Origin of the sequence: Couchioplanes caeruleus (genome assembly GCF_003751945.1) — a bacterium.
In the GTDB taxonomy this organism is placed as follows: domain Bacteria; phylum Actinomycetota; class Actinomycetes; order Mycobacteriales; family Micromonosporaceae; genus Actinoplanes; species Actinoplanes caeruleus.
The window spans coordinates 2,902,331-2,921,523 of sequence record NZ_RJKL01000001.1; the positions used below are offsets into that span (position 1 = coordinate 2,902,331).

The 19,193-nt window shown below is 70.7% G+C and carries 17 protein-coding genes; 10 read left to right on the top strand and 7 right to left on the bottom strand.

The genetic code is table 11. The annotated features are described in order from the left end of the window. Nucleotides 1-8: 8 nt before the first annotated feature. Together EDD30_RS39070 and EDD30_RS39075 are read left to right on the top strand one after the other, a co-directional pair. Complete coding sequence (locus EDD30_RS39070; RefSeq protein WP_071807453.1) at nt 9-302, top strand: hypothetical protein; 294 nt, start codon at nt 9-11, stop codon at nt 300-302. Then, on the top strand, nt 299-856 hold the full coding sequence (locus tag EDD30_RS39075) for an IS110 family transposase (RefSeq protein ID WP_071807454.1): 558 nt from the start codon (nt 299-301) through the stop codon (nt 854-856). The genes EDD30_RS39070 and EDD30_RS39075 overlap by 4 nt, the downstream gene beginning before the upstream one ends. Before the next feature lie 662 nt (nt 857-1,518). Here the strand turns inward: EDD30_RS39075 and EDD30_RS12865 are convergent. From EDD30_RS12865 to EDD30_RS12875, 3 genes are all read right to left on the bottom strand, one after another. Further along, nucleotides 1,519-3,243 carry a glycerol-3-phosphate dehydrogenase/oxidase gene (locus EDD30_RS12865; RefSeq protein WP_071807455.1) on the bottom strand — a complete coding sequence of 575 codons (1,725 nt, stop codon included), beginning with the start codon at nt 3,241-3,243 and terminating at the stop codon, nt 1,519-1,521. Between the two features lie 104 nt (nt 3,244-3,347). Further along, nucleotides 3,348-4,865 (bottom strand): glycerol kinase GlpK, encoded by a 1,518-nt coding sequence (gene glpK / locus EDD30_RS12870; RefSeq protein WP_071807456.1) that lies wholly within the window; start codon nt 4,863-4,865, stop codon nt 3,348-3,350. 42 nt (nt 4,866-4,907) lie between these two features. Further along, on the bottom strand, nt 4,908-5,729 hold the full coding sequence (locus tag EDD30_RS12875) for an MIP/aquaporin family protein (protein ID WP_071807457.1): 822 nt from the start codon (nt 5,727-5,729) through the stop codon (nt 4,908-4,910). A 193-nt stretch (nt 5,730-5,922) separates the two neighbouring features. Here EDD30_RS12875 and EDD30_RS12880 point away from each other — a divergent pair, with 193 nt between their 5' ends. Together EDD30_RS12880 and glpK (EDD30_RS12885) are read left to right on the top strand one after the other, a co-directional pair. Beyond that, on the top strand, nt 5,923-6,690 hold the full coding sequence (locus tag EDD30_RS12880; RefSeq protein WP_071807458.1) for an IclR family transcriptional regulator: 768 nt from the start codon (nt 5,923-5,925) through the stop codon (nt 6,688-6,690). Nucleotides 6,691-6,733: 43 nt separating this feature from the next. Next, the gene (glpK, locus tag EDD30_RS12885) at nt 6,734-8,257 is read left to right on the top strand and encodes a glycerol kinase GlpK (RefSeq protein WP_123678262.1); all 1,524 of its coding nucleotides are present in this window, start codon (nt 6,734-6,736) and stop codon (nt 8,255-8,257) included. An 88-nt stretch (nt 8,258-8,345) separates the two neighbouring features. Here the strand turns inward: glpK (EDD30_RS12885) and EDD30_RS12890 are convergent, their stop codons facing one another. Further along, complete coding sequence (locus EDD30_RS12890) at nt 8,346-8,630, bottom strand: ATP-dependent DNA ligase (RefSeq protein WP_143162837.1); 285 nt, start codon at nt 8,628-8,630, stop codon at nt 8,346-8,348. Between the two features lie 475 nt (nt 8,631-9,105). Here EDD30_RS12890 and EDD30_RS12895 point away from each other — a divergent pair, with 475 nt between their 5' ends. From EDD30_RS12895 to EDD30_RS12910, 4 genes are all read left to right on the top strand, one after another. Beyond that, complete coding sequence (locus EDD30_RS12895; RefSeq protein ID WP_071807466.1) at nt 9,106-9,399, top strand: helix-turn-helix domain-containing protein; 294 nt, start codon at nt 9,106-9,108, stop codon at nt 9,397-9,399. Continuing rightward, nucleotides 9,396-10,166 carry a site-specific integrase gene (locus EDD30_RS12900; RefSeq protein WP_244945227.1) on the top strand — a complete coding sequence of 257 codons (771 nt, stop codon included), beginning with the start codon at nt 9,396-9,398 and terminating at the stop codon, nt 10,164-10,166. Before EDD30_RS12895 ends, EDD30_RS12900 begins: the two co-directional genes overlap by 4 nt. 211 nt (nt 10,167-10,377) lie before the next feature. Beyond that, nucleotides 10,378-11,217 carry a DUF3626 domain-containing protein gene (locus tag EDD30_RS12905; RefSeq protein WP_394328285.1) on the top strand — a complete coding sequence of 280 codons (840 nt, stop codon included), beginning with the start codon at nt 10,378-10,380 and terminating at the stop codon, nt 11,215-11,217. Nucleotides 11,218-11,481: 264 nt separating this feature from the next. Continuing rightward, nucleotides 11,482-12,306 carry a hypothetical protein gene (locus EDD30_RS12910; RefSeq protein ID WP_244945229.1) on the top strand — a complete coding sequence of 275 codons (825 nt, stop codon included), beginning with the start codon at nt 11,482-11,484 and terminating at the stop codon, nt 12,304-12,306. A gap of 241 nt (nt 12,307-12,547) precedes the next feature. Here EDD30_RS12910 and EDD30_RS12915 read toward each other — a convergent pair whose 3' ends face one another. Next, nucleotides 12,548-13,231, bottom strand: a complete 684-nt coding sequence (locus EDD30_RS12915) for a hypothetical protein (RefSeq protein WP_211277809.1) — start codon at nt 13,229-13,231, stop codon at nt 12,548-12,550. A gap of 155 nt (nt 13,232-13,386) precedes the next feature. Between EDD30_RS12915 and EDD30_RS12920 the strand changes: the two genes are divergently transcribed. Next, nucleotides 13,387-13,677 (top strand): hypothetical protein, encoded by a 291-nt coding sequence (locus tag EDD30_RS12920; RefSeq protein ID WP_071805936.1) that lies wholly within the window; start codon nt 13,387-13,389, stop codon nt 13,675-13,677. Nucleotides 13,678-13,682: 5 nt separating this feature from the next. Next, the gene (locus tag EDD30_RS12925; protein WP_071805937.1) at nt 13,683-14,312 is read left to right on the top strand and encodes a hypothetical protein; all 630 of its coding nucleotides are present in this window, start codon (nt 13,683-13,685) and stop codon (nt 14,310-14,312) included. A 65-nt stretch (nt 14,313-14,377) separates the two neighbouring features. On the opposite strand, the gene EDD30_RS12930 is transcribed toward EDD30_RS12925, so the two are convergent. Continuing rightward, entirely contained in the window at nt 14,378-18,784 is a 4,407-nt protein-coding gene (locus tag EDD30_RS12930) for an FtsK/SpoIIIE domain-containing protein (RefSeq protein ID WP_211353747.1), read from the bottom strand. 59 nt (nt 18,785-18,843) lie between these two features. After that, on the bottom strand, nt 18,844-19,137 hold the full coding sequence (locus EDD30_RS12935) for a WXG100 family type VII secretion target (RefSeq protein ID WP_071808474.1): 294 nt from the start codon (nt 19,135-19,137) through the stop codon (nt 18,844-18,846). Between the last annotated feature and the right edge of the window lie 56 nt (nt 19,138-19,193).

Here is a 19,193-nt window from a genome sequence, read left to right on the forward strand (position 1 = left end):
GTCAATCGATGAAGGAGGCCCCACATGTAGCAGAGTACGACGGTCAGCAGATCGTTGGCATCGATCTGCACCGTCGCCGTTCGGTGATGGTGCGGATGACCGAGACCGGCGAGCACTTCGCGAATGTGCATATCGACAACAACCCGATGGCCCTGGCGGCCGAAATGCCGGGCGAACAGCCGCAGGTCGTGTTGGAAGCGACCTACGGCTGGTATTGGGCCGTCGACGTGCTGACCGACGCCGGCGCCGACGTCCACCTCGCGCACCCGTTGGGCGTGAAGGGTTCGCCTATCGCCGAGTGAAGAACGATGTCCGCGATGCCGCCGATCTGGCGGATCTGCTACGGATGGGCCGGCTACCCGAGGGCTGGATCGCCCCGCCGGAGGTCCGCGAGCTGCGCGAGCTGGCCCGTCATCGGGCGAAGCTGGTCGCGTGGCGCAGCGCGTTGAAGGCGTCGGTGCACGCTGTGCTGGCCAAGCAGGGTCTGCACCTGGGCGTGTCTGACCTGTTCGGTGTCGGCGGCCGGCAGTTGCTCGCTGCGGCGCCGTTGGATACGGCGTATCGGTTGCGGGTCAACGCGCTTGTGCGGTTGATCGACGCGATCGACTTTGAGATCCGCGCGGTCGCCGGCCCGCTACGCGCCGGCCTGGCCGGGCATGCCGGGTTCCGGGCCGTGCAAGCCGTGCCGGGTGTCGGACCGGTGCTCGGGGCGATCTTCGTCGCGGAGATCGGCGACGCGCACCGCTTCGCCAGCCCCGCGATGGACACATCCGCGCCCTCGACCAGACGGCGATGCACCGAAGCCGGCTTGCGCACGGCATCGGCGCGTGGCGGCGTCCACGGGCAGTACGCGTGATCCATGCGTGATCGACGATTCTGGCGTGGAACAACACTGCCTGGCACGAGTCGGCAGCCGCGCCCCGCAACCAGCAGGACGAAACGATCTCAGCCGACAGAAAGCGGCACAGCCCAGCAGTTCCCAACAGCCATGATCGCGGACTCTTAATCCGCGGGTTGTAGTTCAAGTCCTACGCGGCGCACAGGTGGTCAAGGCTCTGATCAGGCGTTTTACGTCTGATCAGAGCCTTGTTGATGTCCCTTGTGGACGCCCGTGTGATCGATGTGTGCTCTAGAGCTTTGAACACGTCCCGCATCGCCCACCGCGCATGGTGCCCCGCTAGCCAACAGTGATGTCGCCGACATCGTCACGGTCCGTTGCGACGCGGCCAGGGCCCATGCGGCCCTACCGTTGGAGGTGACGGACTTGACTCAGGATCACCCCCGTTACCCGCCCGCTCCGCAGCGGGCGGGCGGCAGGTGCCGCAACCACCTTTGGCATCACCCGGCGATTTGATCGATAGCCGCCGGCACGTCAACCTGACGTCGGGACCGGCTGCGAGTACGCCGAGCTCTACTGGCCGGGGACGGTGCGGGGCGGAACCCGCTGACGAACAAGAACGGCGACCGCTGAGCCCGGCGATGCGGCGGTGTGCCGGGTCGGCACACCGCCGGCGCCGGTCAGGCCGACAGCGCGGCCGTCGGCACCACCTCGGGCGCCGCCGAGCGGGCCGCGTCGGCGGACTCGTCGTCGGGCTGCTCGTGGGCGGCGCGCTCCGCCTGGACCCGCGCGGTGTAGTGGGCCACCTCGAGGTCCACCTGCTCGGCCGTCCAGCCGAGCGGCTCGGCCATAAGCCCCGCGACGCCCCGGGCCGCCAGCAGGCCCCGGTCGAAGGTCTCGATCGAGATGTGGGTCCGCCGGGTGAGCACGTCCTCCAGGTGCCGGGCCCCCTCGGCGGTGACCGCGTACACCACCTCGACCCGCAGGTAGTCCTCCGCGCCCTCCAGCGGCTCGGCCAGCGTCGGGTCGTCGCGCAGCAGTTCCAGCACCTCGTCGACGGCGGTGCCGTAGCGCCGCAGCAGATGCTCCATCCGCTGCACAGGCATGCCGTGCTGCTGCGCCAGTCCGCGGCGCTGGTTCCACCGGGCCACGTACCCCTCGGCACCCAGGAGCGGCAGCCGGTCGGTGCAGGACGCGGGCAGCCCGCCACCGAGGCCGCGCACCGCCTGATCCACGGCGTCGCGGGCCATCACCCGGTAGGTCGTGTACTTGCCGCCCGCGATCACGACCAGGCCGGGCGCCGGAGTAGCCACGGAGTGCTCCCGCGACAGCTTGGCGGTCAGCTCCGACTCACCGGAGACCAGCGGGCGCAGCCCGGCGTACACGCCCTCCACGTCGTCGCGGGTCAGCGGGTCGGCCAGCACCTCGTTGACCCGATCGAGCAGGTAGTCGATGTCGCTGCTGGTCGCGGCGGGGTGGGCTTTGCTCAGGTCCCAGTCGGTGTCGGTGGTGCCGATCAGCCAGTGCCGGCCCCACGGAATGACGAACAGCACGCTCTTGTCGGTGCGCAGGATCAGTCCGGTGTCGGACTTGATCCGGCCCCGCGGCACCACAAGGTGGATGCCCTTGGAGGCGCGCACCTGGAAGTGCCCCTGCTCGCCCAGCAGGGCCTGGGTGTCGTCGGTCCAGACGCCGGTGGCGTTGATGACCTGCCGGGCCCGCACCTCGTACACCTTGTCGGTCTCGAGGTCGTGTACCCGGGCCCCGACTACCCGGGCGCCGTCGCGCAGAAAGCCGACCACCCGGGCCCGGGAGACGGGGTGCGCGCCGTACTGCGCGGCGGTGCGGACCAGGAACGTCACGAGCCGGGCGTCGTCGACCTGGGCGTCGTAGTACTGCAGCGCGCCGGTCAGCGCGTCCGGGCGCAGCGACGGGCAGGCCCGCAGAGCGCCGCGGCGGCTCAGGTGCCGGTGCCCGGGCACCCCGCGGGCGTTCCCGCTGGAGATGCCCATGGTGTCGTACAGCAGGACGCCGGCGCCGGCGTACAGCCGCTCCCAGCCGCGGTGGCGCAGCGGGTAGAGGAAGGGCACAGGGTGCACCAGGTGCGGGGCCAGCCGCTGCACGAGCAGGCCGCGTTCGCGCAGGGCCTCCCGGACCAGCCCGAAGTCGAGCATCTCGAGGTAACGCAGGCCGCCGTGGATCAGCTTGCTGGACCGGCTGGAGGTGCCACTGGCCCAGTCGCGGGCCTCGACGAGTCCGACCGACAGGCCCCGGGTGACCGCGTCGAGCGCGCAGCCGGCCCCGGTGACGCCGCCGCCGATCACCAGGACGTCCAGTTCCTCGCCGCTGCCGAGGACGGCCATGGACCGCTCGCGGGCGGCCGGTGACAGTGTCGCGGAGTACATCTTTTCTCACTTTCGGGTCGGGCACCCTGGGTGGGGCGCCGCTGGGTGCCGGACGGCAGGCGCGGGGGTCGCCTGCCGTCCGGGGTAGAGGGGGCGAGCGCAGGTCAGTCGACGTCGACCCAGTCGAGGGTCCGCTGAACGGCCTTCTGCCACCTGGCGTAGCCGTTCTGGCGCCGCTCCGACGACCAGGTCGGCTGCCAGCGCTGGCTTTCGTTCCAGTTCTCCCGCAGCTCATCGGTGTTCTTCCAGAACCCCACGGCCAGGCCGGCGGCGTAGGCGGCGCCCAGCGCCGTGGTCTCCGCGACCACCGGTCGGCTCACCGGCACGCCGAGGATGTCGGCCTGCAGCTGCATGCACAGGTCGTTGGCGGTGACCCCGCCGTCGACCTTCAGGGTTTCCAGGTGTACGCCGGAGTCCTGCTCCATCGCCTCGGCAACGTCCCGGCTCTGGTAGCAGATGGACTCCAGGGTGGCCCGGGCGATGTGGGCGTTGGTGTGGTACCGGGACAGGCCGACGATCGCTCCCCGGGCGTCGGAACGCCAGTAGGGCGCGAAGAGCCCGGAGAACGCCGGCACGAAGCACACGCCGTCGGTGTCGTCGACCTGCCTGGCCAGCGTCTCGCTCTGCGACGCGCCGCTGATGATGCCGAGCTGGTCGCGCAGCCACTGCACCGCCGAGCCGGTGACCGCGATCGAGCCCTCGAGTGCGAACACGGGCGCGTCGTCGCCGAACTGGTAGCACACCGTGGTGAGCAGGCCCGCCTTGGACCGGACGATCTCGTGGCCCGTGTTGAGCAGCATGAAGTTGCCGGTGCCGTAGGTGTTCTTTGCCTCGCCCGGGGCGAAGCAGACCTGCCCCACCGTGGCGGCCTGCTGGTCGCCGAGATCACCGGTGATCGGTACGGCCCCGGCGAACGGACCGGTTTCCAGGGTGCTGCCGTACGAGCGGGGGTCGGACGACGGGCGGATCTCCGGCAGCATGGCCCGGGGGATACCGAAGAACGACAGCAGCTCGTCGTCCCAGTCCAGCGTCTCCAGGTTCATCAGCATGGTGCGGCTGGCGTTGGTCGGATCGGTGACGTGCACGCCGCCCTGGACGCCGCCGGTGAGGTTCCACAGCAGCCAGGTGTCGGTGTTGCCGAAGATCGCCTCGCCCCGCTCGGCGGCCTCGCGGACCCCGTCGACGTTCTCCAGGATCCACTGGATCTTTCCCGCGGAGAAGTACGTGGCCGGCGGCAGGCCGGCCTTGCGCCGAATGACGTCGCCCTTGCCCTCACGCTCCAGCGCCGAGGCGATGCGGTCGGTGCGGGTGTCCTGCCAGACGATGGCGTTGTAGTAGGGCCGGCCGGTGTGGCGGTTCCACACCACGGTGGTCTCGCGCTGGTTGGTGATGCCCAGCGCGGCCAGGTCGGAGGCGGTCAGGCCGTGGGCGTTCATCGCGGTCTGGACGACCGTGAAGGTCCGCTCCCAGATCTCCAGCGGGTTGTGCTCGACCCAGCCGGCGCGCGGCAGGATCTGCTGGTGCTCGAGCTGGTGGCGGCCCACCTCGTTGCCGCCGTGGTCGAAGATCATGAATCGGGTGCTGGTGGTGCCCTGGTCCACGGCGCCGACGAAGTCAGCCATGCGGGTCTCCTTAGTGAAAGGTGCGGATGGGGTGGCGACGGGTCAGGCTCGAGCGGGCTCGACCGCGGGCTCGGTGGCGAGCGTGCCGGGCTCGGGCTCGTCCTCCTTGGGCAGGAAGCGGCCGATCGCCAGCTCGTAGAGGCCGGCGCCGATCACGCCGCCGACCAGTGGGCCGACGATGGGCACCCAGAAGTACGGGTAGCCGCTGGCGTCCTGGAACGCGGTTTCGTAACCGGTGAGGAACGAGGCGAGGCGGGGACCGAAGTCGCGGGCCGGGTTGATGGCGTAGCCGGCGTTGACGGCGAACGCCATGCCGATGGCCACCACGATGAGGCCGACGATCAGCGGCGCCATGTTGCCGCCGGGCAGCGAGTTGCGGGCGTCGGTGACGGCGAGGACGAGGAACAGCAGCAGGGCGGTGCCGATGATCTGGTCGCGCAGCGCTCCCCACTCGGTGATGCCGGCGCCGGGCAGGGTGGAGAAGACACCCTGGCTCTTGCTGGTGAAGCCGGGGTCGAAGCGGGACAGCACCTCGCTGTAGTTCCACCGGATGATCAGGGCGGCGACGAACGCGCCGGCGGTCTGGGCCAGCGCGTACGGCATGACCTTGCGCCACTCGAAGCCCTTGAAGACGGCCAGGGCCAGGGTGACGGCCGGGTTGAGGTGCGCGCCGCTGATCCGGCCCGCCACGTACACGCCCAGGGTGACGCCGAGACCCCAGGCCCAGGCGATGCTGTCGAACTCGCCGGTGCCCCCGGCGGCCACCTGGACTACCACGCCGACGCCGAACAGAATGAGGACGGCTGTGCCGGCGAATTCGGCGGCGAGTTCGCCGAGAAGCCCGGGCACCTTCGGTATTGTCATGCTTACTCCTGGTATCGAAAGCGGCGGCCCTGGCGTCGGGCAGAGAATGGATCGCCCGGTCCGGTGGCGCCGCGGTGGCGTGTGTTAACCGTGCGGCGAACCGTAAGAAACATCACGGCAACAGGTCAACGAACGCCGGTCGACATTGTCGAACACTGTTGCGTCAGCCCGAACGACCGTTACGATCGCGCCCATGCCAGGGCAGGTGCAGTCCATCGCACGGGCCGCGGCGATCCTCCGCCTGCTGGCCAGCAGTTCCGGCCGCCTCGGCATCGGCGAGATCGCCCGGTCCCTCGACCTGCCCAAGGGCACCGCGCACGGCATCGTGCGCACCCTGCAGGACGTGGGCTTCGTCGAACAGGACAAGACCTCCGGCAAGTACCAGCTCGGTGCGGCGCTGCTGCACCTGGGCACCAGCTACCTCGACGTCAACGAACTACGGTCCCGCTCCATCAACTGGGCCGACCCGCTTGCCGTACGCAGCGGGGAGGCGGTGCGCATCGGCACCCTCCTGGAGGGCAAGGTGCTCGTGGTGCACCACGTCTTCCGCCCCGACGACACCCTCCAGACCCTCGACGTGGGCACGCTGCTGCCTCCGCACGCCACCGCGCTCGGCAAGGTGCTGCTCGCGTACGACGTGGGCGCGGCCAACGCGGTCCTGCAGGGCGAGCCTGAGCCGTACACCCGCCGCACGCTGGTGGCCCCGCGCAGCCTCGCCAAGGCGCTCGGCGAGATCCGCGACCACGGCTGGGGCTTCGAGGTGGAGGAGATGACCCCCGGCGAGGCCGGCATCGCCGTGCCGATCCGGGGCTACGGCGGACTCGTCGTCGGCTCGATCGGGCTCTCAGGGCCGGTCGAGCGGGTCTGCACCGCGCAGGGCAGTCCCCGTCCGACCCTGGTGGCGTACGTCCGCGACGCCGCACGTGCCGTTTCCCGAGACCTCGGCGGAGCGCGCTGGTGAGCCGGCCGGCCGCTCTCCCATCCCCGTCAGACGAGGACGCACCATGACTGAGAGCTACGTCGTCGCCATCGACCAAGGCACCACCTCGACCCGGTGCATCGTGTTCGACCGGCGAGGCAATCTGGTCGCGGTGGCTCAGCGCGAACATCATCAGCACTTCCCCCGGCCCGGCTGGGTCGAGCACGACGCCCTGGAGATCTGGCGCAACGTCGGCAAGGTCGTGCCGCGGGCCCTGTCCCAGGCCGGCATCGGCGCCGACGAGGTGGCTGCCATCGGTATCGCCAACCAGCGGGAGAGCACCGTGGTGTGGGACCGGCGCACCGGCGTGCCGGTGGCCCCCGCCATCATCTGGCAGGACACCCGCACCGACACCCTCGTCGAAACGCTCACCTCGGCGGCCGGGGCCGAGGACGTGCAACGCCGCTGCGGGCTGCCCATGGCCACGTACTTCTCCGGACCCAAGCTGCGCTGGCTGCTCGACGCCACGCCCGGGCTGCGCGAGCGGGCCGATCGCGGCGAGGTGTTGTTCGGCACCATGGAGACCTGGCTGATTTGGAACCTGACCGGCGGTCCCGACGGCGGGCTGCACCTCACCGACGTCACCAACGCCAGCCGAACCATGCTGATGGACCTGCAGAGCCTGCGCTGGCACCCCGACTCGTTGGCCTTCTTCGGCATCCCGGCAGCGATGGTGCCCGAGATCCGCTCCTCCTCGGAGGTGTACGGCACGGCGACCGCGGTGCTGCCCGGCGTGCGCATCGCCGCCGCCCTCGGCGACCAGCAGGCCGCGCTGTTCGGGCAGACCTGCTTCGACCCCGGGGACGCGAAGTGCACCTACGGCACCGGCAGCTTCCTGTTGCTCAACACCGGCACCGAGGCGGTGCACTCCACGCACGGCCTGCTCACCACCGTCGGCTACCAGATCGCCGGCCAGCCCGCCGTGTACGCCCTGGAGGGCTCGATCGCGATCACCGGCTCCCTGGTGCAGTGGTTCCGCGACCAGCTGGGGCTCATCACCAGCGCCCCGGAGATCGAGACCCTGGCCCGCAGCGTGGCGGACAACGGTGGCTGCTACATCGTGCCGGCCTTCTCCGGGCTGTTCGCCCCGCACTGGCGCAGCGAGGCGCGCGGGGTGATCGTCGGGCTCACCTCGTACATCACCAAGGGACACCTGGCGAGGGCGGTGCTGGAGGCCACCGGCTGGCAGACCCGCGAGGTGGTCGACGCCATGAACGCCGACTCCGGCCTGGCGCTGACCTCGCTGCGCGTCGACGGCGGGATGACCGCCAACAACCTGCTCATGCAGTTCGTCGCCGACGTGCTCGACGTGCCGGTGGTGCGTCCCATGGCCGCCGAGACGGTCTCCCTCGGCGCCGCGTACGCGGCCGGGCTGGCCGTCGGATACTGGCCCGACCTCGACGGCCTGCGCCGAAACTGGCATCGGGCCGCCCGGTGGGTGCCGCAGATGGACGACCGGCACCGCGCCGAGGAGCACGAGAACTGGCAGCGGGCGGTGGAGCACACGTTTGGCTGGATCAAGTCGGAGGCCCGGACCGACCGGCGCTGAGGCCGCGGCGGCTCGCCGGCCGTCGCGCTGGCGTATCCGGTGCATGGCGGCCCGTCGACGGATAGTGACGCTGCCCACATCGCCGCGATTAGCCGCGGCGTGGCTGGGACCCATGCCGCCCCGCCGTTGGAGGTGTCGGACTTGACTCGGGATCGACGACGAGGCCCTCAGCGCCGGTCACCCCGAACTCGTCGAACCACAGCCGGGCCACGTCCACGTCCGCGGTCTGAGGACACAGCGCCAGCGCGGCCGGGGCTCCTGCCAGCAGCCGCGCGAGCCGGGCTCGGCGCTCCCGCAGCGGTCGGCCGGTCACGTCCTCGCCCGTGTCGGCGAGTAGGTCGAACAGCATCATGCTCGCCGGCCGCACTGCCACCTCGCACCAGCCGCCGACCGGCGGTGACCCGGCCGAGCAGCGCCGCGAACGACGTCCGCCCCGTGTCAGGGTCGAGGACGATCAGCTCGCCGTCGACCACCGTGCCCGGCGGCAAGCGCGCCCTCGGATCTCCCCGCGGCCGTCTGGCGGCGGCGGGCGGGTTGTCGCGAGGAATCCGGTACTTCCGCGACGACTCTACGACGCCCGTCAACTAGCGAGTAGGACCGCACTATTCGCATTGAGGCGACCGAGTCACTGCGGAGGCTTGAAGATATCTCCAGGCCTCCGCTCCGACCAGTGCAGGGAAGAGAAATGTTGAAGAGAACGCGATCCGTGGCCGTGGCGGCATCGGCCATGGCGATCGCGACGACCCTGGCAGGATGCACCTCCGTCCGACTCTCGGATGGTCAACAGCTTTTCGATCGCGCGTGGTATCCGACAGTGAAGTCAAACTGGGCGATGCAGTCATCGCGTTGTGCTGGCGCAGCACAAAATCTTCACCGCCACCGACGTGATGCCGCTGCTGCGCGATCGTGGCATCGACCTGTCCGCCTCGCAGGTCCACCGACTCGTCTCCGGCACCCCCGAGCGGCTGTCGCTGCAGGTGCTGTCCGCGTTCTGCGACATCCTCGGCTGCACCCCCGCAGAGCTGATCACCACCAGCGCCCAGAACGCCGGCGTCCGCAAGACCGCCACCGGCGACCTGCCCGCCCCACCCACCGGCGGAAGGTTCCGGCCCCGCCCGGCCCTGATCCTGCCCGACGAATGAGCCCCGCCTACACCGCCGAGCAGTACGAACGCTGGCACAAGCGCGACTGCGCCCGCTGCGGCCGCTGGCTCGCCGCCCGAGGTCGCGCGCTCGCCGACTGCACTCAGGCCGACGTCGACGCATGGGCCGTCGAGCACAGCATCAGCGACCGCGCCAACGTCCGGGCCTTCCTGCAGTGGTCAGCCTCGAACCGGCTCAGCCCACGATTCGAGCTGCCCGCCACCCAAGGACCGGGCGGCACGCCGCTGCCCGAACGCGACCGGACCCAGCTGCTCGGCCAACTCCTCACCGACGACCGCACCCCGCTGCGCACCCGGGTCGCCGCGGTGATCCTGCTGCTCTACGCCCAACCCGTCACCCGGATCACCCGGCTGACCGTCGACGACATCATCCACGACGGCGACCAGATCCTGCTGCGGCTCGGCGACCCACCCTCACCGATGCCGGAACCGGTCGCCGCCCTGCTGCTCGAGTACCTCGGCCAGCGCACCAACATGCGCACCGCCACCAACCGCAACTCACGCTGGCTGTTCCCTGGCCGCCGCGCCGGTCAACCGCTCCAGGCGCGCACCCTGCCGCCACTGATTCACGAACTCGGCGTCCCGACCACCGCCGCCCGCACCGCCGCGATCCGCCAGCACGTCCTCGACCTGCCCGCCCCGATCGTCGCCACCGCATTCGGCTACCACCACGTCACCACCACCCGTCTCGCCGCCGAAGCCGGCACCACCTGGTCCAACTACGCCCCGAGCGATCACGGCCGTTAGCCATTGCCTTGTCCCTCAGCAGAACCCCGCGACGGTCGGCTCAGGACCGTCGCTTCCTGACCTTCCGGCCTGTCGAGTTAGAAGCCCTGCAATGATGATCGCCGTGGATGTGACAGGCAGCGAGGGCGAAACCGTCTCTGCAACCACGGGCCAAGGGCAGGCCGCCGCCCTTCACCCCTCATGCCGGCAAGCGCTGCAGCACGTCGCCACTTTGTCAGCCGGTCCACCCCTCGAGGCGTCCCTGCGGATCACACTCAACTTTCATCCCGACCGCATAGCCGCTGGCCAGCCTCTCCTCCAAGCTCTCGGCGCCGATGGGAGCTACCTATCGCAGTTTGTCACCGGCACCAGCAACGGTGGACTGACCGCCCATCACGGCGGCGACCGATGGCGCTGGGAACACACCATGTTCGGCGGAGCCTACGACGACGCCCCCGCCCGAGTCCGGCCCATCTACGGAGCGTTGAACTTCCGCCACAAAATCGTTGGCGCGGCACCCCGCTTCGGATCCGCCCACCTGCGGCTAACGGCAGCGGCCCTGGCACGGGCGACGTTCTGCTACCCGGACAGCCACCTGGAACCCACCGCCTTCGCGGTCGCCAGCCGCATGTCGCTCATCGACCTCGCCCTGGCCGATCAACAAGACGAGCTGGACGACTACATCGAGGCCCAGGTCCACGGCGAAGTCCGCCTCGACCGCGACGTCGAAGCCCTCGTGCTCGACCCCAGTTACCGAAACACCGACGTGGAAACCGCCGCCCTGCAGCTGCCCTGCCCACTGGAATGGCACCCCGGATTCCGGCTCTCCGTCGCTGAACTCAACCGGCACCCCGAATACCGCGGTCAGCGATACGTCGACCTCGGCGCCCGACTTGCCGAGGACGCCCACCTCACGCCCCGACTGATCGGTGACGCTGCCCGCAGCGGCCACTACGACCAGCAGGACCTCAAGCGGGTCTGGCACTACCTCGCACGATTTGGCGCACCGAAGCTTTCCTCACCCACGATCACGAACGGGGCAGACGAGAGAGCTGCCAGCTACACAACGTAGTCGTCCGAGTGGCGTCATCGCCTCAGTAGAGAACCCGCGACAGTTGAATAGGCCGGCCTCACCAGTCTCAACGGCCAGTTCGAGCGCAAGGACGGCCGGGCATTCGGATCAGGATGAGTCTCGGTGGCTTCCGCTCAACGGCGGGCGATGCCTCGGACGTGGAAGCCGCGCTGCGCCGCCTCGCGGTCACCTCTCGGGCGGCCGAGCCGGCCGGCGCGCGCGTGGGCCAGCAGGCTTGCTGCATCGTTGTGCGACGCTCGATCGGTGACTGCCAAGACGCCGTACGACGACGACCGCTCCCGGTTCTCGCGCCGAGCCCTCGCTCGGCTGGTGCTCTCCCACGAGGCCAGCGGCCTGTCCGATGCCGCGGGAAGTCTGGCGGTCACCCGCTACGACGAGTTCTCTGGCGCCGGCGGTCGGGTCAGTGAGGCAGCGGCGGTGGCCGGTCACGCGGATCGGCTCGTCACCAGCGCGGTGATCTACGAACGGGAACGCGGCAGCTCCTGGGCGGACATCGGCCGGCACCTCGACCTCAGCGGTCCCGCGGCGGAAGAGCGTTTCGCGCCGGCTGTCGAGCAGTGGCGGGCCGCGTTCGACGTCCCCTACCGCCTCGACGAGACGGGCCGAAAGCGCATCCCGCAGCTGCCGACCGCCGCCTACGATCCCGCTCGCGTAATCCGCAATCTCGACCTCTGGGCGGCCGCGCGTGTCGGGTACGACGACAAGCACGCCGTAAGCGGTGGCCTGCAGCCGGGCCATGACGATGAGGAGGAGACGTGGCCGGAGACGAGAGGCACGGAAATCGACGGGCGGATCCGGCTACCGCACCTCGGTGCCTTCCTCGACCTGCTGTCCGAGTACGCCCTGCACCGCCCGGCCGACAGTGCCCGCGACGTAGTGGCACGAGCGATGGAGAGCAGCAAAGCTGAGGATCAAGCCACCTGGCATTCGTACGCCATGGTCGGGACCTTCGAATCGCTCGACATCCGCTTGGCGGTCCACGACGACCTGGTCTCCGTCACTGTCGCCGGCGCGCACTCGCCGGCGCTGCGGTTGCGGATCAGTACGCTCCTGGACGTCTTCGTCTGACCGCCGGACCTGATCACGAAAGATGATCAACGGCGACTCGATGCCGAGAAACTGGCGACAGTTGAACAGACGCTCTCACCAGTCGGCCAGGCCCACCAGATCCCGGAGGCCGGACCGGGCAGGTCCTCACCGCCGCTCTCGCCGTCGGCTACCGGGCCATCGACAGCGCAGCGGCCTACGGCAACGAGAAGCGGTGACGCCGCCACGCCGGAGAATAGCCCGGCGCATGCTCCTCCATGGACTATCGGCCGCCGGTGATCTTTTCTCCCTGCGGGCTGACAACGAACCACGAGCCCGCCACACCCTGGCCCTTAAGGTCTCCGGGCTTCGAGTCCTCCGCGAAGCGGTAGACCGGCCAGCCGCCGATGGTGAGCTGGATGGCGCCGTCCTCACGGCGGATCGCCCCTACCTGCTCCGGGTCGACACCGGCCAGGTACACCTTCCCGTCCTCCTGGATGGTCACCGGCGGCCACTTCATGGCGCAGGCATCGTTGCAGTTGGATCGGGACGGCTTCGAGGTGTCGTCGTCGAAGCGGTACAGCACCGCCTGGTTGATGTTGATCAGGTGTGGAACGTTCAGCGCCGGCGACGTCACCGCCGACAGCTGCACCCACTGAGGTGGGGTCGCCTGCACCGCGACTCCGACCACGGTGCCGCCGTCGCCGGTCTTGCCGTCCTGCGCGGCGGTGGAGTCGACCACCTGTAAGGCGTTGTTCCCGGCGTTCTGGCCCGCCTGGTCCGCCGCGGCCGCCGACGACGCGGCCGCCGACGACGCGGCCGCGGTGGTCGCCGGGCTGGAGTCGCCGATGCTGACGGTTTTTCCGCAGCCGGAGGTGACCGCGACGGCGCTGAGGGCGAGCACGGCGGCGGCGACGGCGCGGCCCGCAGGCCGAGTCCGCCACGGTGGGGGGAAAGCAAGACTCAATGGCATACCGGACACACGAGACCGGGCCCGCCGAAGGTTCATCACCGCCGGGGCTCTCGCCGCGAGGGCGCAGCGATTGAACCCAGGGATAACCCGATCCCGTGTGTATGCCGGGATGACGGGCCGTCGTCAACCCAGCGGAGGAAAGGGGCGGGATGGCCGCGGACGTGAACATTCCCGGGGACGAGCTCAAGGAAGCGCAGGACATGCTCGCATTCGTCCATGACTTCATCGACATCGGTCACCACACGTTCGACTTCGACGCGGCGTTCGGGCCGGAGCTGTCGCGCGGCTCGGCCCAGAACTTCGAGAACAAGTGGGAGGACGGCAAACACCAGCTGCAGAGGCAGGTGAAGGAACTGCGCGACGCGATCGGCAGCATCCTCGACTCCTTCGACAAGACCGACCAGGACGCCGCGAAGAGCCTCGACGCCGGGCAACGGTGACGGAGATGACCAGCGCGCAACGATTCCTGCTCAATGTGCCCGACCTGTGGGACCAGGTCGACCTCAGCGGCGAGGAACTGGCCCGGACTCGGGCGAGGGCATTGTCCATGACGGACGATCCGCGGCAACGGATGCGGATCAACGACATGTTCCGACAGGGCCGCGAGATCAGCCGCGCGGCGCGGCGGCAGGGCGCCCTGCTGGCCACCGGCACGGCGACCGTGTACGACGAGGGACTCTTCATGGCGTACGGCATGGTCTTCGCCGTCACCACGCCCCGGGGGCAGGAGCTGACGCTGCCGGTCCTGTCGGCTCAGCTGGGGATCTCGTCCGCCACCGGTGTGGCCCCGAAGGACCGGGTGATCAGCTCGGCCGAGGTGCCGCACGTGGGCACGGTCGCGCGGGTCACCGGCACCGAGACCACCCGGCTGACCGCGGACGTCGACGTCAAGCTGCTGACCATGCACACGATGATGCCGGTGCCCGGCCAGACCGGGGACTTCCTCGTGGTCACCATGGCCAGCCCCAATCTGCCGTTGCGGAACGAGGTCTACGACCTGTTCGACGCGATCACCAGCACCTTCCGCTTCCTGACCGACGACGGCGAGCCGGTGGAGGTCGCCCCCACCGGCTGAGGACGTCCCGACGACGAAAAGGGCGGCCGGACAGTTCCTCCGGCCGCCCTTTCTGCCTGCCCGGGTCAGGCGGTGGCCAGCGGTACCTGCACCGACACCAGGCTGCCGTCGCCCAGGTGCAGCAGACCGCGGCCCGGTTGCGGGACCTGGCCGACGACGCCACGGGTCAGCTTCACGCCGATGATCTCGCCGTCGCTGAGGCCCTGCGGCGACAGCAGCAGGCCGGTGCGGTTGCGCTTCACCTGCCCCATCCAGCCGGCCAGGCTCAACGCCAGCGACTCCGCGTTGCCGGCCGCGAGCAGCCCCCATCCGTTGCCCTGCGCACCCCGGGCGAGCTGAGCCAGGTCGGCGTCGATCTCGGCGCCCATCAGCAGTTCCGCGTCGTCCACGACGATCACGGCGCTCGCCTGGGGGATGTTGCGCAGGACACCGCGGAACTCGCTGATCGACACCTCCGGATCGGTGATCACCGCGGCCACCCCGGGGCGACCCTCGAGGTCGCGCAGCGGCGACCGGCGGGGCGCCAGCACGACCAGGCCGGTCCCCCCGGCCAGCAGCGACTCGGCTGCCGACAGCAGCGCCGTGCTGCGGCCGGTGCGCGGCGGGCCGCCGATGACGAAGGACGGCACGTCGGTGAGGTCGGGGCCGAGTGAGGTGAGCCGGTCACCGCCGACCGCGATCAGTGGCCGCATCGGACCGCGGAGGGCGTGCAGGGCGAGCGCGTCGGCGTAGGTGATCCGGTCGGGCAGGACGTCCAGGCGCAGCGCCCGCCGCCCGTCCGGAACCTGCGCCTCCCGCTTGGCCAGTTCCTCACCGAGGGTAAGCAGCACCTGGGCCTGCGCGGTGCCACCCAGGTCGCTGTCCAGCACCGCGATCTGCGCCGCACTGAGGTCCGCGGTCCGGATCCCCCGGCCCGGGGCCGGATCCGAGGGTGCCGCCTTGGTCGGGATGCCGACGGACGAGTAGTCCTGGCGGTCGTTCAACCGCAGCACGATCTTCTCCTCCGTGCTGCCGGAGTACCGGCCGCCACCCAGCACCCGGTCACCGGCCAGCACGAGGTGGATGCCGACGCCGGCGCCGTCGCGCAGCAGCCGGACCATGCGCTCCAGATAGCTGCCGTTGTCGTAAGAGACGAACTCGCGGTCGAACACCTCGAACCGGTCGACCATCAGCACGATGTGCGGCAGCCGCTCGCCGGGCGCCTGGGAGCGGCGCAGTTCGGCGAGGTCGGCGGTGCCGCGCGCGCCCAGGGCCGCCTGCCGGGCGGTGAGTTCCGCGTTGAGCCGGTCGAGCAGCCGGCCCAGGCGCTCCACCTGGTTGCGGTCCACCACCGCACCGCAGTGCGGCAGCGCGGTCAGGACATTCATCGCGCCGTTACCGCAGTCCACGGCGTAGAGGTGCACGTCGTCGGCGCCGTGTGCTAACGCCAACGCCGCGGCCAACGTGCGCAGCGTCTGCGACCGGCCGCTGCGCGGGGATCCGACGACGTGCAGATGACCTGCCCGGTCGAGGTCGAACGTCAACGGCGCCCGGGTCTGCTGCGCGGGCAGGTCGACCACCCCGTACTCGACCGGCGGCAACGCGGCCTCGCGGACGGCGGCGGGTTCGGGGGCGGGAGGCCTGGTCCATTCGAGCAGTTCGGGCAGGGCCGGCAGCCACGGACTGGGCTGGCGAGGCACCCGGGACAGGTCGGCGGCCTGGGCGATCGCTGCGGTCAGGACCGCCAGGTCGGTGACCGCCTCGGTCCGCTGTGCATCGGGATCGCCGCGGCCGGCCCGCCCGGCCGGCAGCGGACCGCCGAGGTCGGGCCAGGCCACGGGCGAGGCTCGCACCTTGACCGGCTCCCCCTCGGCGACGGCGCTGCCCGGGCGGCGCCCACCGACCCGGGCGGACTGGAACGGCAGCAGCACCGACGGGCCGAGCCGGACGTAGGCGCGGCCCGGATTAGCCGGCGAGATCTCCCCGGAGTCGGGGGCGTCGATGATGTCGCGGCTCTCCGAGGTGTCGGTCGTGCGCAGCGCGATCCGCAGGTTCGTGTTGGCCCGGATGTCGGGGGTCACCGCCCCGCCGGGCCGCTGGGTCGCCAGGACCAGGTGGATGCCGAGCGAGCGGCCCCGCTGGGCGATGTTGACCAGCCCGGCGATGAAGTCCGGCAGTTCCCGGACCATCGAGGCGAACTCGTCGATGACCAGCAGCAGCCGCGGCAGAGGCGGCAGCACGTCGCCGCCGCGCGACCGCTTGTCCAGGTAATCGACGATGTCCTTGGCGCCGGCCCGGGCCAGTTGCGTCTCCCGGCGGCGCAACTCTGCGCCGAGGGACACGAGGGCGCGCTCGACCAGGTGGGTGTCGAGGTCGGTGACCAGGCCGACGGTGTGCGGCAGGTCGGCGCACTCGGCGAACGCGCTGCCGCCCTTGTAGTCGACCAGCACGAAGGTCATCTCGTCCGGGCGGTTCACCACGGCCAGGGTGGCGACCAGGGTCTGCAGCAGCTCCGACTTGCCGGAGCCGGTGGTGCCGGCGATCAGGGCGTGCGGGCCGTCGCGTACCAGGTCGACGGCGAACGCGCCGTCGTAGCCGACGCCGAGGATGGCCGAGGTGCTACGGCCGCCGAGCGACCATCCGGCGACCACGGCCTGCGGGGTCGGCGGCTCGATGCCGAGCAGGTCGAGCAGCCGCACCGACCCGGGCAGCACGCTGTCGTCGCCGTCCCCGACGCCGCGGAGCGGGGCCAGCGCCCGGCCGAACGGCTCGTACCATCCGGGTTCGGGCGAGTCGGTCCGGACCTGTTCCAGCGCCGCACCAGTGCCGGTGCGCACCCTGGACATGTTCCGGGCGCTGGACCCGGTGACGACGACCGCGCCGCATTCCTCCGGGAGCAGCCGCTCCTCACGATCGATGCAGACGACGTAGACGCCGACGGCCGGGCCGTCCCGCAGCAGAGCGATGACGCCGGGCAGGGAACGGGCACGGCGGGCCTGCTCCAGGATCACCAGGATGTCCGGGTAGCCGCCGTCGCCCCCGCGGACGAGACCGGGCCCGGCGGCGGTCCGGGCGGTGACGATCTGGCCGAGTTCCCCGATCCGCCGGGCCAGCGAGTCGGTGGTGCTGCCGACCAGGGAGTAAGCGTCCTCGCCCTGCGGCTGGGTGTGCGGCAGCCAGCGCGTCCACGCCCAGTCGCGGTCGCCGTCCGGGCCGGCCAGCACGACGATGCGCAGGTCGGTGGGGCTGTGCAGGGCCGCGGCCTGCGCGGTCAGCCAGCCGGCGACGCTGCTGGCCTGCGGTCCGGCGACGCCGACCACGGCGGCCCGGCGGACGGCCAGGGAGACCGGCACCTGGTTCAGCCACGGCACGGTGGTGCGCCGATGCTCATCCTGGGTGGGGTCGTCGACGCTGAGCGAGGACGGCACGTCGGCGGTCCCGACCCGTACGGCCAGAAAGTCGGGGTCCTGCCAGCGCCGCTCCCAGAGCCGCTCGGACGGCTGTACGGCCATCTGCAGCAGCGAGGCCGGGTCGGGCAGCGACAAACGCAGGTTGCGCTGTTCCTCCAGCACGCCGGACTCGATGTCCGCGTGGACCCGGGCCAGCTTCTCCTCGTGCGCCCGTACGTCCTCGAGGTACTTCTGCATTGCCTGCTTGCGCCCGCCGAACTGGGTGACCAGCGCGGCGACGGGGGACAGCAGCGCGATGAAGATGAAGATCCATCGCCCGGTCGCCAGGATGGCGACCAGGGCGCTGCCGGCCGGCAGGAGCACGATCGGCAGCAGCGGGATGGGCCGCTTGTCGGGCTTGGTCGGTGGGGCGGGCAGCCGGAACTTGCCGCCGGCCGCGGCCGGCAGGAACCGCGGCGGACGGTTGAACTCCAGGCCGAGACCGTCGGCGGCCGGGGTGAGCGGCGCCCGGGCCGACCGGCGGGAGGTGAGTTCCAGCAGGATGTCGCCGACGGCGAGCTGACTGCCCTCGCGCCAGCTCGTGCCGTCGGGCACCGATCGCCCGTCCAGCAGGGCGTTCTCGGCCGTCAGCAGCTCGGCGGTGCCGTCCAGACGGATCCGCACCCGGGCCGCCCACGGGGGCGTGCCGTCCACCGCCGACAACCTGATCCGGCAGGCGCCGGCACTGCCGATGTCGTAGTCGCCGGGTACGAGCCGGAAGACGATCCCGGCGCCCGGACCGGAGACGACGCGGATCTCGGTGCGCCCCTCGGCCTCGGGCTCGGCGGGAACCGGCCCGCCGAGCCCGAGGTCCATGCCGTCGCGCACCCCGGCAGCCTGAAGCGTGGCCTCCGGATCCACCGGATCGGACCCGATGTACAGGACCGGTCCGGACGTGCCGGCACCGTCGAGCGGCGCCTGGCCGACCGCGCCCGCCAGTGCGGCCGCGAGACGGCCGACGGTGGCGGAGGGCTCGGTGTCGATCACGACGGTGGTGGACACGTCCTCGACCTGCGGATCTCGGACGCTCAGGTTCAATCGCACGGCTACTCGACCTTCATGTCGGAGGGAGGGACGGCGTGGCCGCGGCGGCGGCCCGCGGATCAACCGAGGTTGGCACCCAGCTGGTCATCGGTCTGGGAGAACGCGTCGCCGACGGACTTGACGTACTGGCTGATTCCCTGCAGGCCCTGGTTCACCTGGTCGAACCCCTTGGCGAACTCGTCGAAGAAGGGCGAGAACCTCTGCTGCGCGGCCGGCGTGGAGTAGCCGTTCGCCAGCAGCCCGGAGATCTTGCCCTTGACCTCGGTCAGCTTGTCCTGAAGCTGGCTGAAGTCGTTGAGCAGGGCCTGCGAGGTCGCGGCGGTCTCGTCCGAGTTGACCTTGTAGTCGGGCATGGTGCTTCTCCTTCATGGTGGTGGTGCTGACTGCCCATCCGGGTGGATGGAAATAG